Annotated in this window: 13 protein-coding genes; 7 read left to right on the plus strand and 6 right to left on the minus strand. The window is 72.3% G+C overall.

Annotation, left to right across the window (positions count from 1 at the left end):
- Nucleotides 1–69: 69 nt before the first annotated feature.
- Nucleotides 70–2,640 (minus strand): aminopeptidase N, encoded by a 2,571-nt coding sequence (gene pepN / locus V7E45_RS08770; RefSeq protein WP_333773530.1) that lies wholly within the window; start codon nucleotides 2,638–2,640, stop codon nucleotides 70–72.
- A gap of 186 nt (nucleotides 2,641–2,826) precedes the next feature.
- Entirely contained in the window at nucleotides 2,827–3,843 is a 1,017-nt protein-coding gene (locus V7E45_RS08775; protein ID WP_333773531.1) for an aspartate-semialdehyde dehydrogenase, read from the minus strand.
- 345 nt (nucleotides 3,844–4,188) lie between these two features.
- Here V7E45_RS08775 and V7E45_RS08780 point away from each other — a divergent pair, with 345 nt between their 5' ends.
- Together V7E45_RS08780 and V7E45_RS08785 are read left to right on the plus strand one after the other, a co-directional pair.
- Nucleotides 4,189–4,761, plus strand: coding sequence for a sigma-70 family RNA polymerase sigma factor (locus V7E45_RS08780; protein WP_443055986.1), 573 nt, complete (start codon nucleotides 4,189–4,191; stop codon nucleotides 4,759–4,761).
- 1 nt (nucleotide 4,762) lies between these two features.
- Nucleotides 4,763–5,725: a hypothetical protein gene (locus V7E45_RS08785; protein WP_333773532.1), complete on the plus strand. Its 963-nt coding sequence runs from the start codon at nucleotides 4,763–4,765 to the stop codon at nucleotides 5,723–5,725.
- 76 nt (nucleotides 5,726–5,801) lie between these two features.
- Here the strand turns inward: V7E45_RS08785 and V7E45_RS08790 are convergent, their stop codons facing one another.
- Together V7E45_RS08790 and V7E45_RS08795 are read right to left on the minus strand one after the other, a co-directional pair.
- The gene (locus tag V7E45_RS08790) at nucleotides 5,802–9,113 is read right to left on the minus strand and encodes a S8 family serine peptidase (RefSeq protein WP_333773533.1); all 3,312 of its coding nucleotides are present in this window, start codon (nucleotides 9,111–9,113) and stop codon (nucleotides 5,802–5,804) included.
- Nucleotides 9,114–9,269: 156 nt separating this feature from the next.
- Nucleotides 9,270–9,812 carry a CGNR zinc finger domain-containing protein gene (locus V7E45_RS08795; protein ID WP_333773534.1) on the minus strand — a complete coding sequence of 181 codons (543 nt, stop codon included), beginning with the start codon at nucleotides 9,810–9,812 and terminating at the stop codon, nucleotides 9,270–9,272.
- A 125-nt stretch (nucleotides 9,813–9,937) separates the two neighbouring features.
- Between V7E45_RS08795 and V7E45_RS08800 the strand changes: the two genes are divergently transcribed.
- The 5 genes from V7E45_RS08800 (at nucleotide 9,938) to V7E45_RS08820 (ending at nucleotide 15,044) form a co-directional block, all read left to right on the plus strand.
- On the plus strand, nucleotides 9,938–10,384 hold the full coding sequence (locus tag V7E45_RS08800) for a VOC family protein (protein ID WP_333773535.1): 447 nt from the start codon (nucleotides 9,938–9,940) through the stop codon (nucleotides 10,382–10,384).
- A 2-nt stretch (nucleotides 10,385–10,386) separates the two neighbouring features.
- Nucleotides 10,387–11,298, plus strand: a complete 912-nt coding sequence (locus V7E45_RS08805) for a pyridoxamine 5'-phosphate oxidase family protein (RefSeq protein ID WP_333773536.1) — start codon at nucleotides 10,387–10,389, stop codon at nucleotides 11,296–11,298.
- A gap of 9 nt (nucleotides 11,299–11,307) precedes the next feature.
- On the plus strand, nucleotides 11,308–11,790 hold the full coding sequence (locus tag V7E45_RS08810) for an NUDIX hydrolase (RefSeq protein ID WP_333773537.1): 483 nt from the start codon (nucleotides 11,308–11,310) through the stop codon (nucleotides 11,788–11,790).
- Between the two features lie 199 nt (nucleotides 11,791–11,989).
- Nucleotides 11,990–13,738 (plus strand): TIGR03767 family metallophosphoesterase, encoded by a 1,749-nt coding sequence (locus V7E45_RS08815; protein WP_333773538.1) that lies wholly within the window; start codon nucleotides 11,990–11,992, stop codon nucleotides 13,736–13,738.
- 142 nt (nucleotides 13,739–13,880) lie between these two features.
- On the plus strand, nucleotides 13,881–15,044 hold the full coding sequence (locus tag V7E45_RS08820; RefSeq protein ID WP_333773539.1) for a serine hydrolase domain-containing protein: 1,164 nt from the start codon (nucleotides 13,881–13,883) through the stop codon (nucleotides 15,042–15,044).
- Nucleotides 15,045–15,056: 12 nt separating this feature from the next.
- Here V7E45_RS08820 and V7E45_RS08825 read toward each other — a convergent pair whose 3' ends face one another.
- Together V7E45_RS08825 and pepN (V7E45_RS08830) are read right to left on the minus strand one after the other, a co-directional pair.
- Nucleotides 15,057–16,094: a hypothetical protein gene (locus V7E45_RS08825; RefSeq protein ID WP_333773540.1), complete on the minus strand. Its 1,038-nt coding sequence runs from the start codon at nucleotides 16,092–16,094 to the stop codon at nucleotides 15,057–15,059.
- A gap of 207 nt (nucleotides 16,095–16,301) precedes the next feature.
- Nucleotides 16,302–18,884, minus strand: coding sequence for an aminopeptidase N (pepN, locus tag V7E45_RS08830; RefSeq protein WP_333773541.1), 2,583 nt, complete (start codon nucleotides 18,882–18,884; stop codon nucleotides 16,302–16,304).
- Nucleotides 18,885–18,962 lie beyond the last annotated feature (78 nt).

Below are 18,962 nucleotides of genomic sequence, written 5' to 3' on the forward strand. Positions count from 1 at the left end.
TGGGGGGGGGTTTTTTGGGTTGAGGGCCGGCGGGGGGGGGCGGGGCCCCCCTTCACGAAATTGCCGGGGCTACGACGCCGCGGCGTCCACGGCCTGGGCCTTCAGGGCGCGCTCGACGCCCGAGCGGGACTCCGAGACCAGGCGGCGCAGGGCCGCGTTGGGCTCGGCCGCGGCCAGCCAGGTGTCCGTGCGGGCCAGGATCTCCCGCGAGACCTGGATCGCCGGGTACAGGCCGATCGCGATCTGCTGGGCGATCTCGTGCGAACGGGAGTCCCAGACGTCCTTGACGACCTCGAAGTACCGCTCCGCGTACGGCGCGAGCAGCTCCCGCTGGTCGCTCTGCACGAAGCCGCCGATCACGGCCTCCTGCACGGCGTTCGGCAGCTTGTCGGACTCGATGACCGACTCCCACGCCTCCGCCTTGGCCTCCGGGGTCGGCCGGGCGGCCCGGGCGGTGGCCGCGTGCCGCTCACCGGCCGCGGTCCGGTCCCGCTCGTACTCGGCCGAGATCTCCGCCTCGTCGAAGCGGCCGACCGCGGCGAGCCGCTGCACGAACGCCCAGCGCAGCTCCGTGTCGACGGCCAGGCCCTCGATCGTCTGCGAGCCGGCCAGCAGCCCCTCCAGCAGGTCGAGCTGCTCCGGCGTGCGGGCCGTCGCGGCGAAGGCCCGCGCCCAGGCGAGCTGGTGGTCGCCGCCCGCCTCGGCCGAGCGCAGGTGCGCCAGCGTGGCGTCGGTCCAGCGGGCCAGCAGGGCCTCACGGGCGGCCGGGGCGGCGTACAGGTCGATCGCCAGCTTCACCTGACGGTGCAGCGACTGGACGACACCGATGTCGGACTCCTTGCCGATGCCGGACAGCACCAGCGCCAGGTAGTCGCGGGTGGCCAGCTCGCCGTCACGGGTCATGTCCCAGGCCGACGCCCAGCACAGGGCCCGCGGCAGGGACTCCGCGAAGTCGCCGAGGTGCTCGGTGACCACGCCCAGTGACTTCTCGTCCAGGCGGACCTTGGCGTAGGAGAGGTCGTCGTCGTTGAGCAGGACGACGGCGGGCAGGCGCTTGCCGGTCAGCTGCGGCACGGCGGTCAGCTCGCCGTCGACGTCCAGCTCGATCCGCTCGGTGCGCACCAGCTTGCCGTCGGCCGCCAGGTCGTAGAGGCCGATCGCGATGCGGTGCGGCCGCAGCGTCGGCTCGCCCTTGGCGCCCGCCGGCAGGGCCGGGGCCTCCTGGCGGACGGCGAAGGAGGTGACGACGCCCTCCGCGTCCGTCTGCACCTCCGGGCGCAGGACGTTGATGCCGGCCGTCTCCAGCCACTTCTTCGACCAGGTCTTCAGGTCACGGCCGGAGGTCTCCTCCAGCGCGCCCAGCAGGTCCGACAGGCGCGTGTTGCCGAACGCGTGCCGCTTGAAGTAGGCCTGCACGCCCCGGAAGAACTCCTCCTCGCCGACGTAGGCGACGAGCTGCTTCAGCACGCTCGCGCCCTTGGCGTAGGTGATGCCGTCGAAGTTGACCAGCACGTCGTCCAGGTCGCGGATGTCCGCCATGATCGGGTGCGTCGACGGCAGCTGGTCCTGCCGGTACGCCCAGGTCTTCATCGAGTTGGCGAACGTGGTCCACGAGTGCGGCCACTTCGAGCCGGGCGCGGAGGCCTGGCAGGCGATGGAGGTGTAGGTGGCGAACGACTCGTTCAGCCACAGGTCGTTCCACCACTCCATGGTGACCAGGTCGCCGAACCACATGTGGGCCAGCTCGTGCAGGATCGTCTCCGCGCGCACCTCGTACGCCGCGTCGGTCACCTTGGACCGGAAGACGTACTGGTCGCGGATGGTCACCGCACCCGCGTTCTCCATCGCGCCCGCGTTGAACTCGGGCACGAACAGCTGGTCGTACTTCTCGAACGGGTACGCGTAGTCGAACTTCTCCTGGAACCAGTCGAAGCCCTGCCGGGTCACCTCGAAGATCGCGTCCGAGTCGAGGAACTCGGAGAGCGAGGGCCGGCAGTAGATGCCGAGCGGCACGCTCTGCCCGTCCTTCTCGTACACGCTGTGCACCGAGTGGTACGGGCCGACGATCAGCGCCGTGATGTACGACGAGATGCGCGGCGTCGGGGCGAAGGTCCAGACGTTCCCCTCCGGCTCGGGCGTCGGCGAGTTGGAGACGACCGTCCAGCCCTCGGGCGCCTTCACGGTGAACTGGAAGGTCGCCTTCAGATCGGGCTGCTCGAACGAGGCGAAGACCCGGCGGGCGTCCGGGACCTCGAACTGGGTGTACAGGTAGGCCTGCTCGTCGACCGGGTCCACGAAGCGGTGCAGACCCTCGCCGGTGTTCGTGTAGGCGCAGTCGGCGACGACCCGCAGGATGTTGCGGCCCGACAGCAGGCCGCGCAGCACGATCCGCGAGTCCGCGAAGACCTCGGCGGGGTCGAGCGCGTCCCCGTTGAGCGTCACCTCGTGCACGGCCGGGGCGACCAGGTCGATGAAGGACGTCGCGTCGTTCTCGGCGACGTCGAAGCGCACCGTGGTCACGGACCGGTAGGTACCGCCCTCCTGCGCGCCGGAGAGGTCGAGATCGATCTCGTACGAGTCAACGGTGAGCAGCTTCGCCCGCTGCTGCGCCTCTTCGCGAGTCAGGTTTGTGCCAGGCACGCGGTCATCTCCTCGATATGGGTGGGTTCGGTCATCCTTCCACGGGACCCGCACGCGGGGCGACGTCCTGCGGCTGCGCGGCGCAGCGCTAGGGAAAGCCCTATGGCAAGCGGCAGGGCGGGCACCCCCGAGGGGTGCCCGCCCTGCCGTAGCGTGGCGTGCCGTGACGCGCTGTGCCCGAAGGCGTCAGCCCTTCAGCTCCGCCGCCACCAGCTCCGCGATCTGCACCGCGTTCAGCGCGGCGCCCTTGCGGAGGTTGTCATTGGAGATGAACAGGGCCAGACCGTTGTCGACCGTCTCGTCCCGGCGGATGCGGCCCACGTACGACGCGTCCTTGCCGGCCGCCTGCAGCGGGGTCGGGATGTCGGAGAGGGCGACGCCCGGGGCGCCGCCGAGCAGCTCGGTCGCGCGCTCCGGCGACAGCGGACGCGCGAACCGGGCGTTCACCTGGAGGGAGTGACCGGAGAAGACCGGGACGCGCACGCAGGTGCCGGAGACCTTCAGCTCCGGGATCTCCAGGATCTTGCGCGACTCGTTGCGCAGCTTCTGCTCCTCGTCGGTCTCGTTCAGACCGTCGTCGACGATGCTGCCCGCGAGCGGGAGCACGTTGAACGCGATGGGGCGCTTGTAGACCTGCGGCTCGGGGAAGTCGACCGCCTCGCCGTCGTGGGTCAGCCGGTCCGCCTCGGCGGCCACCTTCTGCACCTGCCCGTGCAGCTCGGCCACGCCCGCGAGACCCGAACCGGACACCGCCTGGTAGGTCGCGACGACCAGCGCCTCCAGACCGGCCTCCTCGTGCAGCGGCCTGAGGACCGGCATGGCGGCCATCGTGGTGCAGTTCGGGTTGGCGATGATGCCCTTGGGGCGGTCCGTGATCGCGTGCGGGTTCACCTCGGAGACCACCAGCGGGACCTCGGGGTCCTTGCGCCAGGCGGACGAGTTGTCGATCACCACGGCGCCCTGGGAGGCGACCTTCTCGGCCAGCGCCTTGGAGGTCGCGCCGCCCGCGGAGAAGAGCACGATGTCCAGGCCCGTGAAGTCGGCCGTCGACGCGTCCTCCACCGTCACGCCGTCCAGCACGGTCCCGGCCGAGCGGGCCGAGGCGAACAGGCGCAGCTCCGTGACCGGGAAGTTCCGCTCCGCGAGGATGGTGCGCATGACCGTGCCGACCTGACCGGTGGCTCCGACGATTCCGACCCTCACGGCGACTCCCTCTACGTGTCTGTTCTGTGTGTCTCTTGCGTGACCGGGGCTTTTCCATGATGCGGCCGACCCCGGTCCACCTGTCCAATTCTTTGCGACGCGTGCCCGAGGAGTGGGACACGATCACCCGCCGGACGGTTCCCGGACCTCCGTCGTACACCCCGCTGAGCTGCAGATGTTCCCTCGGTGGCGGCCCCGCGCCGGAAGCTGTGCTGTGCCGCCCCTGCCCGTCCGGGCCCCGGCCACACGGCGATGTGACGTACGCCTCGCCGAAGTCCCGGGGGCCCGGCCGAACGTTTCCGACCGGCCGGGCGTCGTAGGGGCAGACGCGGGAGGGGGTGGCTTGTGCTGCGCGGAGGGGCGCGCCGTGACCAGGGGGTGTACGCCGGTCCGTTCGGGGCCGGACGTACCGAGGACGATCCCCTGGACGCGGCCCAGGAACGCCGGGTGCGGGCGGTGCTCGCGCTCGGCGGCGTGCCGCAGGCGGACCTGCCGGACGGGGTGCAGCAGGTCCGGCTGCGGCTGCTGGAACGGGCCGCGAGCGGGCGGGAGGCGCCGCGGGACGTGTCGGCGTGGGCGGCGGTGGTCGCCTCCAACCTGGCCATGGACTGGCACCGGGCCAAGCGGCGCCAGGAGCGGCTCGGGGAACGGCTGGCCGCGCTGCGCGAGCCCGCGCACCCGTCCGGCGAGGAGACCAGCCTGCTCTCCCTCGCCGTCGCCCAGAGCCTGGACGAACTGCCCGACACCCAGCGCCAGGTCCTGGTCCTGCGCTTCTTCGCCGACCTGCCGGTGCGCGGGATCGCCGAGGAGCTGGGCATCCCCGAGGGCACGGTGAAGAGCAGGCTGCACACGGCGGTCCGCGCCCTGCGCGCGAGGCTGCACGAGGACGAGCACGAGCACGAGGACGAGGGGGTGTGACATGACCGCCGAACACGAGGGCGCGGAAGGCGCGCGGGAGTACGCCGGCATGGACGCGCTCATGGCCGCGATCACGGGCGACCCCCTGCCGGAGGAGGCCCGCCGTGACCCCGCCTTCCGGGCCGAACACCGGGCGGCCGAGGCCGATGTGTCCGTGCTCAGGGAACAGTTGGCCCTCCTCGCCGGTGCCCTGACCGGCGAGGAGCCGGGCGAGCGGCCCGCGCCGGATGCCGGGCGGACACCCGCACCGCGGCAGCCGGCCGACGGCGACACCACCGCCCCCGCAGTCGACGCCCCCGCGGAGGAGACCGCGGGACCCGCCGCCCCGGCGCGGCCCGGCAGGCGCCCGCGCGGCGCCACCCGGCCCGCCGCCCCGGCGCGCCCCGCCCGGCCGCCGCGTCCGGGCCGCCCGCACGGCTCCCGGCGGGCCCTGCGGATCGCGCTGGGCTCACTGGCCGGCGCGGCGGCCCTCGGCATGGTGGCCGGTCTCGGCTGGCTCGTCGCCCAGCCCGCGGGCACCGCCGGGGACGCCAAGTCGAGCGCGGCCGACGGAGCCAAGAGCGCGGGCCGGGCCCCGGCGACGATCTCCGGCGACGGCGGCCGGCCCGATGCCCCGGCCCAGGCCCTGGCCTGCTACGAGCTGGTGGTCGAGGGCACCGTGGCCGCGGTGGAGCCGCGGTCCGGGTCGCCCTGGACCCGGATCGAGCTGACCGTGCGCCGGGCGTACGAGCCCGCGCACACGCCGGCCCGGGTCGCCTTCGACCTCGATGCCGGCGCGCGGCCCGCCCCGCGCGTGGGCCGGCACGTGCTCGTCGGGATCGAGCGGGGGCGGACCGACGCCTCCCTGTGGGCGGTCGGGGACACCCGCGTGGCGGTCAACCGGGCCTGGATCACCGAGGCGCTCCCCGAGGCCCGGCACACCGCCTGCCCGTCCGCGAGCCGGACGCCGACCGGAGAACCGTGAGGGGCGGGTGCCCGTCCGGACACCCGCCCCTCACCTCACCCGCTCGCCGAGCGGGTGTCACTCCTCATGTCACTCCTTACGGCGTGACCTTCTCGATCTTCACGCTGCCGGTGCCCGCGACGGTGCCGCGGGCGTTCACCAGCTGCACCCGGCCGAAGAACTCGCGGCCGGCGGGGGCCTCGGCGGCGGCCGTGACCTGGGCGGTCACCGCGGCGGAGGCACCGGTGCCGAGCTTGACCGGAGCCGAGCCGTCGACCGTGACGGTGCCGAGCGAGGAGGAGAAGAACACGTCCCGGTAGTCGTAGTCGGTCGACCCGGACGGCACCGAGTAGCCCGCGACCCGGATGGTGTACGTCCCGGCGGCCGGCGACGGGATGGAGACCGCCTCCTCCGAGTCGCCGTCGGCGGACTGCGCGACCTGCTTGCCGTTCGCGTCGTACACGGTCAGGTCGAGGTCGGCGGCCGCGTCCGAGACGTTGCCGATCGCGACGTCGAGGGACTTGGCGCCGGCCGGGACGTCCACCGTGGTGGTCCGCGTCTCGCCCTGCTTGATGGCCGGGCGGGCCGTCTTGGACGAGCCGAGCGGGCCACCGACCAGGGTGCCGTCGAGCGCCGCGTACTTGTTCGTCACCTTCCAGGAGGCGGTGGCCGGGACGCCGACCTTCGCCTCGGGCAGGGTCAGGGTCTGCGGGTCGAAGGCCGCGCCGAGGACGGCGACGTCCAGCTTGTACGGGTTGTCGAGCAGCGGCGACGTACGGCGCGCCTCGACCTCGACCTCCCAGACGCCGGGCTGCGGGTCGGCGTAGGAGCGCACGTCCGGCTTGCAGCCGTTGCCGTCGAGGTAGTTGTTGTAGCAGTACGGGGTGCCGGTGTTGTCGACCGGAGTGCCGTACGGGTGGATCGCGATGAACCGGGTCTGGCTCTTGTCCTTCAGCCCGCCGATGGCGACCTCGAGGGACTTGGCGCCCTCGGGCACGGTCAGGAAGTAGGACCGGGTGCTGTTGCGCTGCACCGAACCCGAGGCGGAGTAGGTGAAGCCGACCGGCGCGGAGACCACGACGGTGGTGAGGATCTGCTGGTCGACCCCCTCCGTGCGCGGGTCGTCGACCTCCAGGATCGCGCTCTTGAGGCCCGCCGACCTCGGGGCCGCCTGGACCTGGACCGTCACCGGCTGGTTCAGCGGCAGCCGCACCGTGTCGTCGCCGAGGATCCGGAAGGTGTGCTCGGCGTTGTTCGCGAGGTGCAGCTCGTGCCACACGGCCTTGTCGGGGCCGGAGGTACGGGTGACGGTGATGTCGTAGGTCTTCTTCTGGCCCGCCTTCAGACCGCCCTCGCGGTCGTACAGGCCGGTGCCGAAGCCCGGGGTCTTCAGGGCTTGGTCGATCGCGGTGTCGACCGGGGCCTTGACGGTGTAGTCGTGGGCGGTGGCGTGGTGCCTGATGGAGTGCCAGGCGTCCACGATGTCGATCAGGCCCGCGCCCTCCTCGTAGGCCTGCGCGCCCTTGATGTGGTCGGCCGTCGAGGTCAGCGCCGTGCGCAGGGTGGCGGGCGTCAGGTCGATGCCCTGCTGCTTCGCGGCCGACAGCAGCAGCGCGGAGGCGCCGGTGGCCTGCGGGGACGCCATCGAGGTGCCCTGGAGCATCGAGTAGCCGGCCGGCAGCGAGTAGCCCGCCTCGGCGACCGGGGAGCCCGGCAGCCAGGTCTGGGTGCTGTTGATCGCGGCACCGGGCGCGACCAGGGTCGGCGTGAAGCCGCCGTCCTCACGCGGGCCGCGCGAGGAGAAGGGCATCAGCTGGTAGTCCTTGACCACCTGCGAGCCGTAGTTGGCCGCCCAGGTCTGCCGGGAGATGGCGGCACCGACCGAGATCACCTTGTCGGCGAGGCCGGGGTCGCCGATGGTGTTGGCGCCGGGTCCGGAGTTGCCCGCGGAGATGACGAGCTGGACGCCGTAGGTGTCGATGAGCCGCGTGTACAGCGCGGCGCGCGCGTTGTTGCCGTCGTTCAGCGCCGGGAGACCGCCGATCGACATGTTGACGATGTCGACGCCCCGGTTGACGACCAGGTCGATCATGCCCTCGGTGAGGGCGACGTTGGTGCAGCCGCCGGTCCAGGTGCAGGCACGGGAGGAGACGATCTTCGCGCCAGGGGCGGCGCCGTTCATCCTCCCGCCGAACAGGCCGTTGGCGGCGGTGATGCCGGCCACGTGGGTGCCGTGCTCGGACTCGATGACGCCGATGTTGACGAAGTCGGCCTTCTTGCCGACCCAGGACCCGCCGTAGGGGTCCATCGGCACGTCCTTGCGGATCTGCACGACGAACGGCACCCGCTCGACGACGTCCGTCTTCGGGTCGTCGGTGCCGAAGTAGCCGACCTGGTAACCGTCCTTGTACGGCTTCATCGCGGTGTCGTCGGTGAAGTCGTGGTCGTTGTTCAGGTCGACGGTGACCGTGCCGGCGGCCGGGTCGTAGAGCACGCCCCAGCTGTCGCTGGTGTCGCCGTCGCGGTCGAGGTCGCCCGCCTCGTCGCCGCCGGTGGTGGCGGACTCCTTGAAGGTGCTGATCTCGTACGCGCCCGCCGCGGCCGTCCAGTTCTGGCCGCCGTAGGAGAACGAGGGACCGGAGACCGCGGTCACCATGGGCCGCCAGGTGGCGTCGCTGTCCACGATCGGGTCGGTCGAGGTGACCCAGTCGACGATCTTGCGTTCGCCGGTGGTGGTCTTCTGCAGCGCCGGGTGGCCGAGGTCGACGCCGGAGTCGAGGATGCCGATGGTGACGCCGCGGCCGTCCGCCTTCGGGTGGTCCTTGACGAAGTCGACGGCACCGGTCTCGAAGGACGGGTTGTACGGGTTCGTCGCCGGGGTGCTCTTGTCCGGACCGGGGTAAGTGGCCGCCGACGGCTTGCCCTTGGCGCCGTGCGCGGTGTCCGCGGCCGGCGACGGGTCGTCGAGCGTTATCTCCTGGCGGAGGTCGATCGCCTGCACCGAGGACAGCTTCGCGGCGGCGGCGATGGCCGAGTCCGCCTCGGCGGTCGGCACGGTGGCCCGGACGTAGCCGAGCTTGTCGTAGGTGCGGCCCACGGATCCGCCCTTGACGGCGTCCAGTTCGCCGGCGACCTGCTCGGTCTTGCCGGGCGTGGTCGCGATCATCATCGTGACGGTCTTGTCGTGGTCCGCCTTGGCCTCGGCAAGCGCGTCGGCGTCGTCCGAACCGAGCTTGTCGTGCGCCGACTTCACGCCGGGTCCGGTGGCCGTCGCGGACGGCGCGTCCGTGGCGAGGGCCATGGGTATCGGCCCGGTCGCGGAGAGCGCGGCCACCACGCCGACGGCCACCGCAAGGCGGGCGAGGTGTCTGTGGCCGGGTATCGGGGCGCGCTCGGGGGTCTGGGTCATCGGCATCCCTTGCAGGTCGTGAATCCTGAGCCGGACGAGCGCACAGCTTTACCCAAGGTTCATGACTTTGGGGACCGTTGACCTGAACGTGATGGATGTATGGGGAAAACCCGCGATGGGATTTGGGGGAATAAGGGGGGACCGGGCGGGATTTGCTCAGCTGTCCTTCGAGCGGGCGTAGTGGCGCGAGGCCTTCGCGCGGTTGCCGCACGCGGCCATCGAGCACCAGCGCCGGGTGCCGTTGCGTGACGTGTCGAAGAAGTGCAGGACACAGCTCTCGTGGGCGCAGTGGCGGATCCGGTCCGGTGCCCGCGTCAGCAGGTCCAGGTAGTCGCGCGCGGCCAGCCAGGCCGGCCCCCAGGACGGGTCGGTGAACTCGGGCTCCTCGGACACACCGTTTTCGGTCAGCCGGGCCCGGATGCGTCCGTGCCCGAGCACGGCGTCGACGAGCGGGGCGCCCTGCGCGAGGGAGCCGTCCACCGCGGCCCACAGCGCCTCCCGGGCCTCGCGCAGATGCCGCAGCACCTCCGGGTCGGCCGCGTGGGCGCCGTCGAGCCCGTTGGTCGCCAGCCAGACCGCGAGTCCGTCGGTACCGGTGAGCAGGTCCTGGGTCACGCCCTCCGTGTTCCACCGGGTGTTGAGCAGGTCGAGGGAGAGGGGCTCGCCGGTGAGCGGGCGGGGATCGCGGGCGGCGGACATCGGGCACTCCTTCTCGGCTAACCCTTCAAGAGTACGTGAGTGGTTGACGCCGCCCGCACTAACCTTCTAACGTGAATACAAGGGTTAGAGAGATCTCGCGACCCAACGGCCCGAAGGGGAGAGCCATGACCTTGCGCACCGGCCACACCGGCCTGAACGTCACCGACCTCGACCGCTCGCTCGCCTTCTACCGCGACGTGCTGGGCTTCGCCCTGCTGGTCGAGGGCAAGGAGGACGACCGCAGGTTCGCGTTCCTCGGGGACGGCGGCGACCGGCCCGTGCTGACCCTGTGGCAGCAGGCGGGCGGGACGTACGACGGAAGCCGGGCCGGACTGCACCACCTGGCGTTCACGGCCGACTCGGTGGACCGGGTCCGGGAGTACGAGACGGCGCTCAGGGCCGCCGGGGTGGAGTTCGCGCACGAGGGCCTGGTCGCCCACCGGGAGGGCTCGGCCTCGGGCGGGATCTTCTTCCACGACCCGGACGGCACCCGGCTGGAGATCTCCGTCCCGGACGGCGCCGAAGGCGCACCCGCCCCGCACGCATCCGCCCCCACCTGCGGCTTCTTCTAACCATGGGCGTCTACCACGCCGGCTCGCGCGCCGTGCAGGACCTGGTCGGCGTGCGGGAGCGCGCCGACCACGTCGGCCGCTCCCTCGGCCAGGGCATCAAACCGGTCGCCGCGGCCTTCCTGGAGCTCCAGCCCCTCCTGGTCGCCGGTGCGGCGGACCCCGGCACGGGACGGGTCTGGGCCTCACCGGTCACCGGCCGCCCCGGCTTCGTGCGGGCCACCGGGCCCCGGCGGATGTCCGTCACCACGTCCGCCGCCCCGGGCGCCGGCGGCGGCCTGCACCCGGCCGACCCGCTCACGGCGGCCCTGGCCACACCCGGCACCCCCGTCGGCACCATCGCCCTCGACCCGCGCACCCGCCGCCGGATGCGCCTCAACGGCCGCGTGGAGCCCACGGCCCGCGGCTTCGCGGTCGACGCCGACCAGGTGTTCGCCAACTGCCCGAAGTACATCCAGCGCCGGGAGACCTGCGCATGGGTGCCGGACCGCGTGCCGGGCCCACCGCGCACCACCGGCCGGCTGGACGACGAGCAGGCCGCGTTCGTCGCCGCGGCCGACACCTTCTTCCTGGCCACGGTCCACCCGGGCGGCGCCGACGCCAGCCACCGGGGCGGCAGTCCGGGCTTCGTCAGGGTGGTCTCACCGAGCGAACTCTCCTGGCCGGACTATGCCGGCAACGCCATGTTCCTCACCCTCGGCAACCTGCGCGCCGACCCGCGCGCCGGACTGCTCCTGCTGGACTGGACGACCGGCACCACCCTCCAGCTCACCGGCGAGGCGCGCGCCGAGTTCACCGCCGACGGCGGGCGGACCGTCCGCTTCACCGTCGCCGGGGCCGTCCGCACGCCCGCGGCCCTGCCGCTGAGCTGGTCCGCGCCGGAATATTCACCCGCCAACCCGGACAACTCGCGCTAACGTCCCCGCATGCGACGGAACCTGAGAGTGGCGGCCTATGCCGTCTGCGTCCGTGACGGACAGATCCTGCTCGCCCGCTCCCCGGCCGACGACGGCACCCGCGAATGGGTCCTGCCGGGCGGCGGCATGGAGCACGGCGAGGACCCGTACGACACCGTCCACCGCGAGCTGATGGAGGAGACCGGCTACCGCATCCGGGTCACCGGTCTCCTCGGCGTCGACTCCCGCCGGCACCTCTTCGCCGGCCGGCGCCTGGAACCCGCCACCGACCACCACGCGCTCCGCCTCGTCTACGAGGGCGAGGTCGTGGGCGGCGAACTGCGCCCCGAGGTGAACGGCACCACCGACTTCGCCGCCTGGCAGGACCTGGACGCCGTACCCGGACTCGCCCGGGTCCGGCTCGTCGACGTGGCGCTGCGGCTGTGGCGGGAACGACCGGCCGACGGACGTCTTGAGGACCGTCCCCTACCCCGGCAGATGAACGAGGAGTGACCGTCGCCGGGCCGGTCGCGATCCACTCCGTGGCCGCCCCGCCCACCCGTGATCCACGTACGGTGATCGGCGCTGCGCGTTGCCGCCGCGTTCACGCACAGGTCATCCCCGATGCCAACCATCCAGAGCGAGCGGGGCGTTCACGCCTTGGACGACCCGCGACCACTGCCGACGCGTTCGCACTCGGGGAGACCGCGCCATGTCGCGCACACGCTCTGCCACCTCCGTACCGGGGGTCCACCGCCGCACCGTCCTCGCCGCCGCCGGAGCGGTCTCGCTCTCCGCGGGGGTCGGCTACGCCCTGCGTCCCACCGACAGCCACGCCGCCGACGCCGCCGAGGCGCCCGTCGCCCACTCCCGGCGGGCCGCCGCGGCCGCGCCGTTCGCCCCCTACACCAAGGGCACCACGCTCGCCTCCGTCGCCGCCCCCCGCAACAGCTCGGGCTACCGGCGCCTCGGCGACGGCCCCGGCTGGAAGCGGGTCGTGCGCGGCGAGCTGGCCGCACCCAAGTCCGGCCGGGCCGGCCGCCGTACGACCCTGGCCGCCTTCGTGCAGTTCACCGACCTGCACCTGACGGACGTCCAGCACCCGCTGCGCCTGGAGTACCTGCGCGCCCACGACCCGCACGCCTGGCGCCCGCACGAGGCGCTCACCGTGCCCGGTGCGATCTCGCTCGTGGAGCGGGTCAACGCGCTGCGGGGCGCCCCCGTCACCGGCGCCCCGCTCCACTTCGTGATGACCACCGGCGACAACACCGACAACAACGCCCACTCCGAACTGGAGTGGTTCATGACGGTGATGAGCGGTGGCCGTATCGCCCCCAACTCCGGTGACCCCAAGCACTACGAGGGCGTGCACAACAGCGGCCTGAAGCTGTACTGGCAGCCGGACTCCACCTTCCGCGACGGCGACAAGGCGCTCGGCTTCCCGCACCTCAAGGGCTTCCTGGCCGCCGCGATCCGCGAGGTCAGGAGCCCCGGGCTCAAGCTGCCCTGGTACTCCACCGTCGGCAACCACGACATGCTCCCGCTGGGCTGCCACGGCTCGCACGGCGACGGCTACCTCACCGAGGCGGCCATCGGCGGCAGGAAGCTGATGACCGCCACCGCCGCCGAGGCCAAGAAGCTCCAGGACGCCGTCAAGCAGGCCACCGACCCCACGGGCACCGGCTACCGGGACTTCCTCAAGGCCCACGCCCGTTCCATGCGCTCGGTCACCCCGGACGAGAAGCGGGCCCCGTACACCCAGGCCGACTACCTCAAGGCCCACCTGGACCCGGCCCACCAGGGCGTCGGCCCGGCCGGGCACGGCTACTCCTCGGCGAACCTGGACGCGGGCACCCAGTACTACGCCTTCCGCATCTCCGACGACGTCATCGGCATCAGCCTCGACACGACCGACGCCGGTGGCCACTACGAGGGCTCGATCGGCACCGCCCAACTCGACTGGCTCGCCCGGACGCTGAAGGACAACAAGGACTCCTACGCCGTCGTCTTCAGCCACCACACCAGCAAGACGATGACGAACACCCGCCCCGACCCGGCGCGCCCCGGCGAGCGCCGTCACACCGGCGCCGAGGTGGTCTCGGTGCTCTCCGCCCACGCCAACGTGCTCGCCTGGGTGAACGGCCACATCCACAAGAACGTCATCACCCCGCACAAGGCCTCCGGCGGACGCTCCTTCTGGGAGGTCTCCACCGCCTCGCACGTCGACTACCCCCAGCTCGCCCGGGTGATCGAGCTGGTCGACAACAAGGACGGCACTCTCTCCCTGTTCACCACCCTGATCGAGTCCGCCGCCCCGCACCGCACCGACTACGCCGACCTCTCGCAGACCGGCCTCGCCGCCCTCTACCGCGAACTGTCCTTCAACGCCCCCGGCGCCAAGAAGACCCTCGCCGGCGACCCGGCGGACCGGAACACCGAACTGGTGCTGAAGAAGGGCTGATACTTACTCAACCGGCCCACACCCGAGCAACCTTCGCGCAACACCCGGGAGTCCCTTCCCCGGGTCGGCCGACCGGCCGACCGCGACACCGACCGCTCGACCGGCCGACGGGCCCGGCCGAACGGCACACTCGGGAGAAGACATGCGCGTACGCACGACCCTGGTGGGCGCCACCGCCCTGCTCCTCACGGCGGCCCTGGCGGGCCCGGCCGTCGCGGCCGCCGGTCCCGCCGGCGGCACGGGGACCGCGAAGGCCGTCACGGACAGCCACGCGGGCACCCGCCGGGCGCTCAGGGAGGCCGTCCGGGCGGGTGTGCCCGGCGTGACCGCCACCGCGAAGGACACCCGCGGCACCTGGTCCACCACCGCGGGCGTGGGCGACGTCCGCACGGGCGCCCCGCGCTCGGCCGCCGACCGCTACCGCGTCGGCAGCATCACCAAGACCTTCGTCTCCACCGTCCTGCTCCAACTGGAGGCGGAGGGCCGGCTCTCCCTGGACGACAGCGTGGAGAAGTGGCTGCCCGGAGTCGTCCACGGCCACGGCCACGACGGGCGCCGCATCACCGTCCGCCAACTCCTCGACCACACCAGCGGCGTCTACAACTACACGGCCGACGAGGACTTCGGCCGCACCTACTTCCTCGCGGACGGCTTCCTCAGGCACCGCTACGACACGCTCACCCCCCGTGACCTGGTGGCCGTCGCCATGAGGCACGCGCCGGACTTCGCGCCGGGCACGTCCTGGAACTACTCCAACACCAACTACGTGCTGGCCGGCATGGTGATCCAGAAGGTGACCGGGCACTCCTACGCCACGGAGATCACCCGGCGGATCATCGGCCCCCTGCACCTCACGGCCACCTCCCTGCCCGGCACCCGGGTCACCGTCCCGCGCCCCAGCGGCCGCGCCTACTCCAAGCTGGCGCAGGCGACGACTGGCCCGACCTACGACGTCACGACCCTCAACCCCTCCCTCGCCTCCTCGGCCGGTGAGATGATCTCCGACTCCGCGGACCTGGACCGCTTCTACGGCGCCCTGCTGCGCGGCCGGCTGCTCCGGCCCCGGCAACTGAAGGAGATGAGGACCACGGTGAAGATCGACGGGGCCCCGGACATCCGCTACGGCCTCGGCCTCATGGACACCCGACTGTCCTGCGGCGTCCACGTCTGGGGCCACGACGGGGGCATCCACGGCTCCACCTCCTCGGCGGTGACCACGGCCGACGGCCGCCACTCCCTGGCCTTCAACTTCAACGGGGACTGGACGGGTGACCACAGCGCCGTGATCGAGAAGGAGTTCTGCTAGGGCTTGTCGCGCCTACCGCGGCAGCACGACGACGTACGCCGCCGGGTCGCGGTCGCCCGACGCCATCAGGGCCGTGCGGACCACCGCCGCCTGCTGCTCCGTCGACTCCCTGAGCTTCCTGGGGGTGATGTACACGACCGTGATGCCCAGCCGTTCCAGGTGCTCCCGCTTGCGCGCGTACTCCGACCAGAGCGCGTCCTCGTCCTGGCGGGGCGCGCGGGTGTCGAGTTCCACGGCGACCGCCTGGTCCGGCCAGTAGGCGTCCAGGCCGCCCAGGTGGGGGCCGCCCGGCAGGCGCAGGTCCACGTTCCAGACCGGGTCGGGCAGGCCGTGCTCGGTCACCATCCGGTACAGCCGGTCCTCGGCGACGGCCCGGCCCTCGGCGAGCAGCGAGTCCACGGCGTCCACAACGTGCGGCCGGGTCAGCAGCTTCGCCTGGGTCAGCTCACGTACCACGGCGGCCGGTTCGCAGTAGCCGCCGCGCACCGCCTCGGTCAGCAGCCGGCGCACCGTGTCCGCGTCCGTCAGCTCCGCCACCGCGTCCGCCAGCGCACGCGGCACCGGCGCCACCGGCAGCCCCGTGACCGCGCGCGGGGCGGGCAGGCCGGAGGTGCGCAGGACGCGTACGTAGCCGCTGGAGCGCAGCCGGCGCAGGCGGGGGACCAGCACGTCGACGCGGTCCAGGGAGAGCAGCGGCGGCGTGGACGAGAAGCCGTACAGGGTGAGTGCCGCCAGGCCGGTGATCATCGCCTCCGCGTACACCGGGCGGTGCTGTTCCCCGGCGGTGGGCTGGGTCGGGACGCCCGGGGCCGGCTCCCGGGACGCGTACAGCAGCGCCCCGTGCAGCCGCTCCTCGCTCGTGGGCGGCCCGGGGTGGAGGAGGACCACCTGGGGCAGCAGGAGCTGCCAGGGGCCGCCGGTGCGGCACTGGTCGCTCAGCTCGGCCGCCGAGACGCCGTGCGAGCGGAGCTGAGCCGTCGTCAGGACGCGGCGCTGGACCTCGGAGAGGTGACGGAGGGGGCGGGGGGAGAGCGGGGTGTCGTGCGTCATGGCCTCGGGATTCCCGCGCTCCGTCCCTTCCTTAACCGCTGTTACACGCCCGTCGAGAGATGCGGACAAGGTGGTACTAAAGGACGGGTGTTCGGGTGCCGAGTAGGGACCGGAAACCCCTGGTCCGATCGGGTGCGGACCAGGGGTTACGGCTGTGATTGCCTGAATTCCGTAACGGTCACCGACCGGGGAAGCTCAGGCCAACGATCAGGCTCCGGCGGCCGCCGAGTCGCACTCCTGTGCGCGCATCGACCGCGCGAGGTCGTCCCGCGCCTCCAGCACGAGCCGGCGCAGCGCGGGCGCCGCGTCCGCGTGGGACGCCAGCCAGCGGTCCGCCGCCTCCAGCGTCTCCGGGCGGTCCTGGAAGGAGGGGAACAGGCCCCGGACGACGTCCATCCCGATCTGGATCGACCGCTCCCGCCACACCCGCTCGATCACCGCGAAGTACGACTCGGCGTACGGCGCCGTCAACTCCCGCTGCGAGGGCTGGTCGAAGCCCGCGATCGTCGCCTCCACCAGCGCGTTCGACAGCGCGTCGGACTCCACCACCTGCGCCCAGGCCTGCGCCTTGACCGCCGCCGACGGGCGCGCGGCCAGGCAGCGCACCTGGTGGCGCTTGCCGGACGCCGTGTCGTCCCTGGCCAGTTCGGCCGCGAGGTCGGACTCGTCGGCGGCCCCGTGGGCCGCCAGCGGCTCCAGGAACGCCCAGCGCAGCTCCTGGTCCACCTCCAGACCGGCCACCGAACCCGTGCCGTCCAGCAGCCCCTTGAGCAGGGCGAAGTCCGCCTCGTCGGAGGCGGCCGAGGCGAAGAAGCGGGCCCAGGCGAGCTGGTGCTCACTGCCCGGCTCGGCCGCCCGCAGCTCGCGCAGCGCGCCCTCGGCGAGCAGCCGCTCGCCCGTCGCCCGCCAGGCGGGCGCCGCGTAGTGCACCAGCGCCGACTCGGCCCACGCGTGCAGCATCTGCAGCACGCCGATGTCGGACTCCCGGCCCGCGAACCGCAGCACCAGGTCCACGAAGTCCCGCGCCGGCAGCAGCCCGTCCCGGGTGAGGTTCCACAGCGCCGACCAGCACAGGGCGCGGGCCAGCGGATCGGTCAGCTCGCCCAGGTGCGCGCGCAGCGTCGTCAGCGAGGTCTCGTCGAAGCGGATCTTGCAGTAGGTCAGGTCGTCGTCGTTGACCAGCACCAGCGCCGGTGCCTCGGACCCGGCCAGCTCCGCCACCACCGTGCGCGGGCCCTCCACGTCCGTCTCCACGCGAGCGTACCGCTCCAGCGCGCCCTCGGGCGTCCGGCGGTACAGGCCCACCGCGACCCGGTGCGGGCGCAGCTCGGGGTGCGACTCGGGGGCGTCCTGGACCACGGCCAGCTCGGCGATCCGGCCGCCCTCGGTGTCCAGCAGCACCTGCGGGGTCAGCGAGTTCACCCCGGCCGTCTGCAGCCAGGACCGCGCCCACGCCGACATGTCGCGGCCGCTGGTCTCGCCCAGCACCGACAGCAGGTCACCGAGACGGGTGTTGCCGTACGCGTTGCGCTTGAAGTAGCGCCGGGCGCCCTCCAGGAAGGCGTCCTGGCCGACGTAGGCCACCAGCTGCTTGAGCACCGAGGCGCCCTTGGCGTAGGTGATGCCGTCGAAGTTGAGCTTGGCGTCCTGCAGGTCGCGGATGTCCGCGGTGATCGGGTGGGTGGAGGGCAGCTGGTCCGCGCGGTAGGCCCAGGCCTTGCGGCGGTTGGCGAAGGTGATCCAGGCGTTCTTGAAGCGGGTCGCGCCGACGGCTCCGAACGTGCCCATGAAGTCGGCGAAGGACTCCTTCAGCCACAGGTCGTCCCACCACACCATGGTGACCAGGTCGCCGAACCACATGTGCGCCATCTCGTGCAGGATGACGTTGGCCCGCGCCTCGTACGACGCCTGCGTCACCTTGCCGCGGAAGATGTACTCCTCGCGGAAGGTCACCAGCCCCGGGTTCTCCATCGCACCGAGGTTGTACTCGGGCACGAACGCCTGGTCGTACTTCCCGAACGGGTACGGGTAGTCGAAGTGGTCGTGGAAGAAGTCCAGGCCCTGCTTGGTGACCAGGAAGACGTCGTCGGCGTCGAAGTAGGGCGCGAGGCCCTTGCGGCACAGGGCGCCGAGCGGGATCTCCAGCTTCGTGCCGTCCGCGAACGTCCGCTCGTAGAGGTCCGTCACATAGTGGTACGGCCCCGCCACCACGCAGGTGATGTACGTCGAGATCGGCTTGGTCTCCGCGAACCGCCAGACACCGTCGGTGAGTTCTCCGGCGCCGTTGCCCCACACCGTCCAGCCCTCGGGGGCCCGCACCTCGAAGCGGTAGGGGGCCTTCAGGTCGGGCTGCTCGAAGTTCGCGAAGACGCGGCGGGCGTCGGCCGGCTCGTACTGGGTGTAGAGGTAGACCTCGCCGTCCTCGGGGTCGACGAAGCGGTGCATGCCCTCGCCGGTGCGGGAGTAGGCGCACTGCGCGTCCACGGTCAGCTCGTTCTCGGCGGCCAGGTCCGCCAGGGCGATCCGGGAGCCGTCGAAGACCTCGCCCGGGTCCAGGTCCTTGCCGTTGAGGGTCACGGAGGTCACGCCCGGCGCGATCAGGTCGGCGAAGCTGGACGCGCCGGGCTCGGCGCAGCGGAACCTGATCGTGGTCACCGACCGGAACGTGCGCGGCTCGCCGTTCCCCTCGCCGAGGGCGGAGCGCAGGTCCAGCGCCACCTCGTACCCGTCGACGGACAGCAGGGCGGCCCGTTCCCGGGCCTCGTCGCGGGTCAGATTCTCACCGGGCACGGGCGGCACTCCCTTGTGGTCGCTTGGATGGCGCGGAACAGGACCGATCCTGCCATGTGCCCCTGACAAGGGGCACCC

Source organism: Streptomyces sp. IBSBF 3136 (assembly GCF_036815105.1).
Taxonomy (GTDB): Bacteria; Actinomycetota; Actinomycetes; order Streptomycetales; family Streptomycetaceae; genus Streptomyces.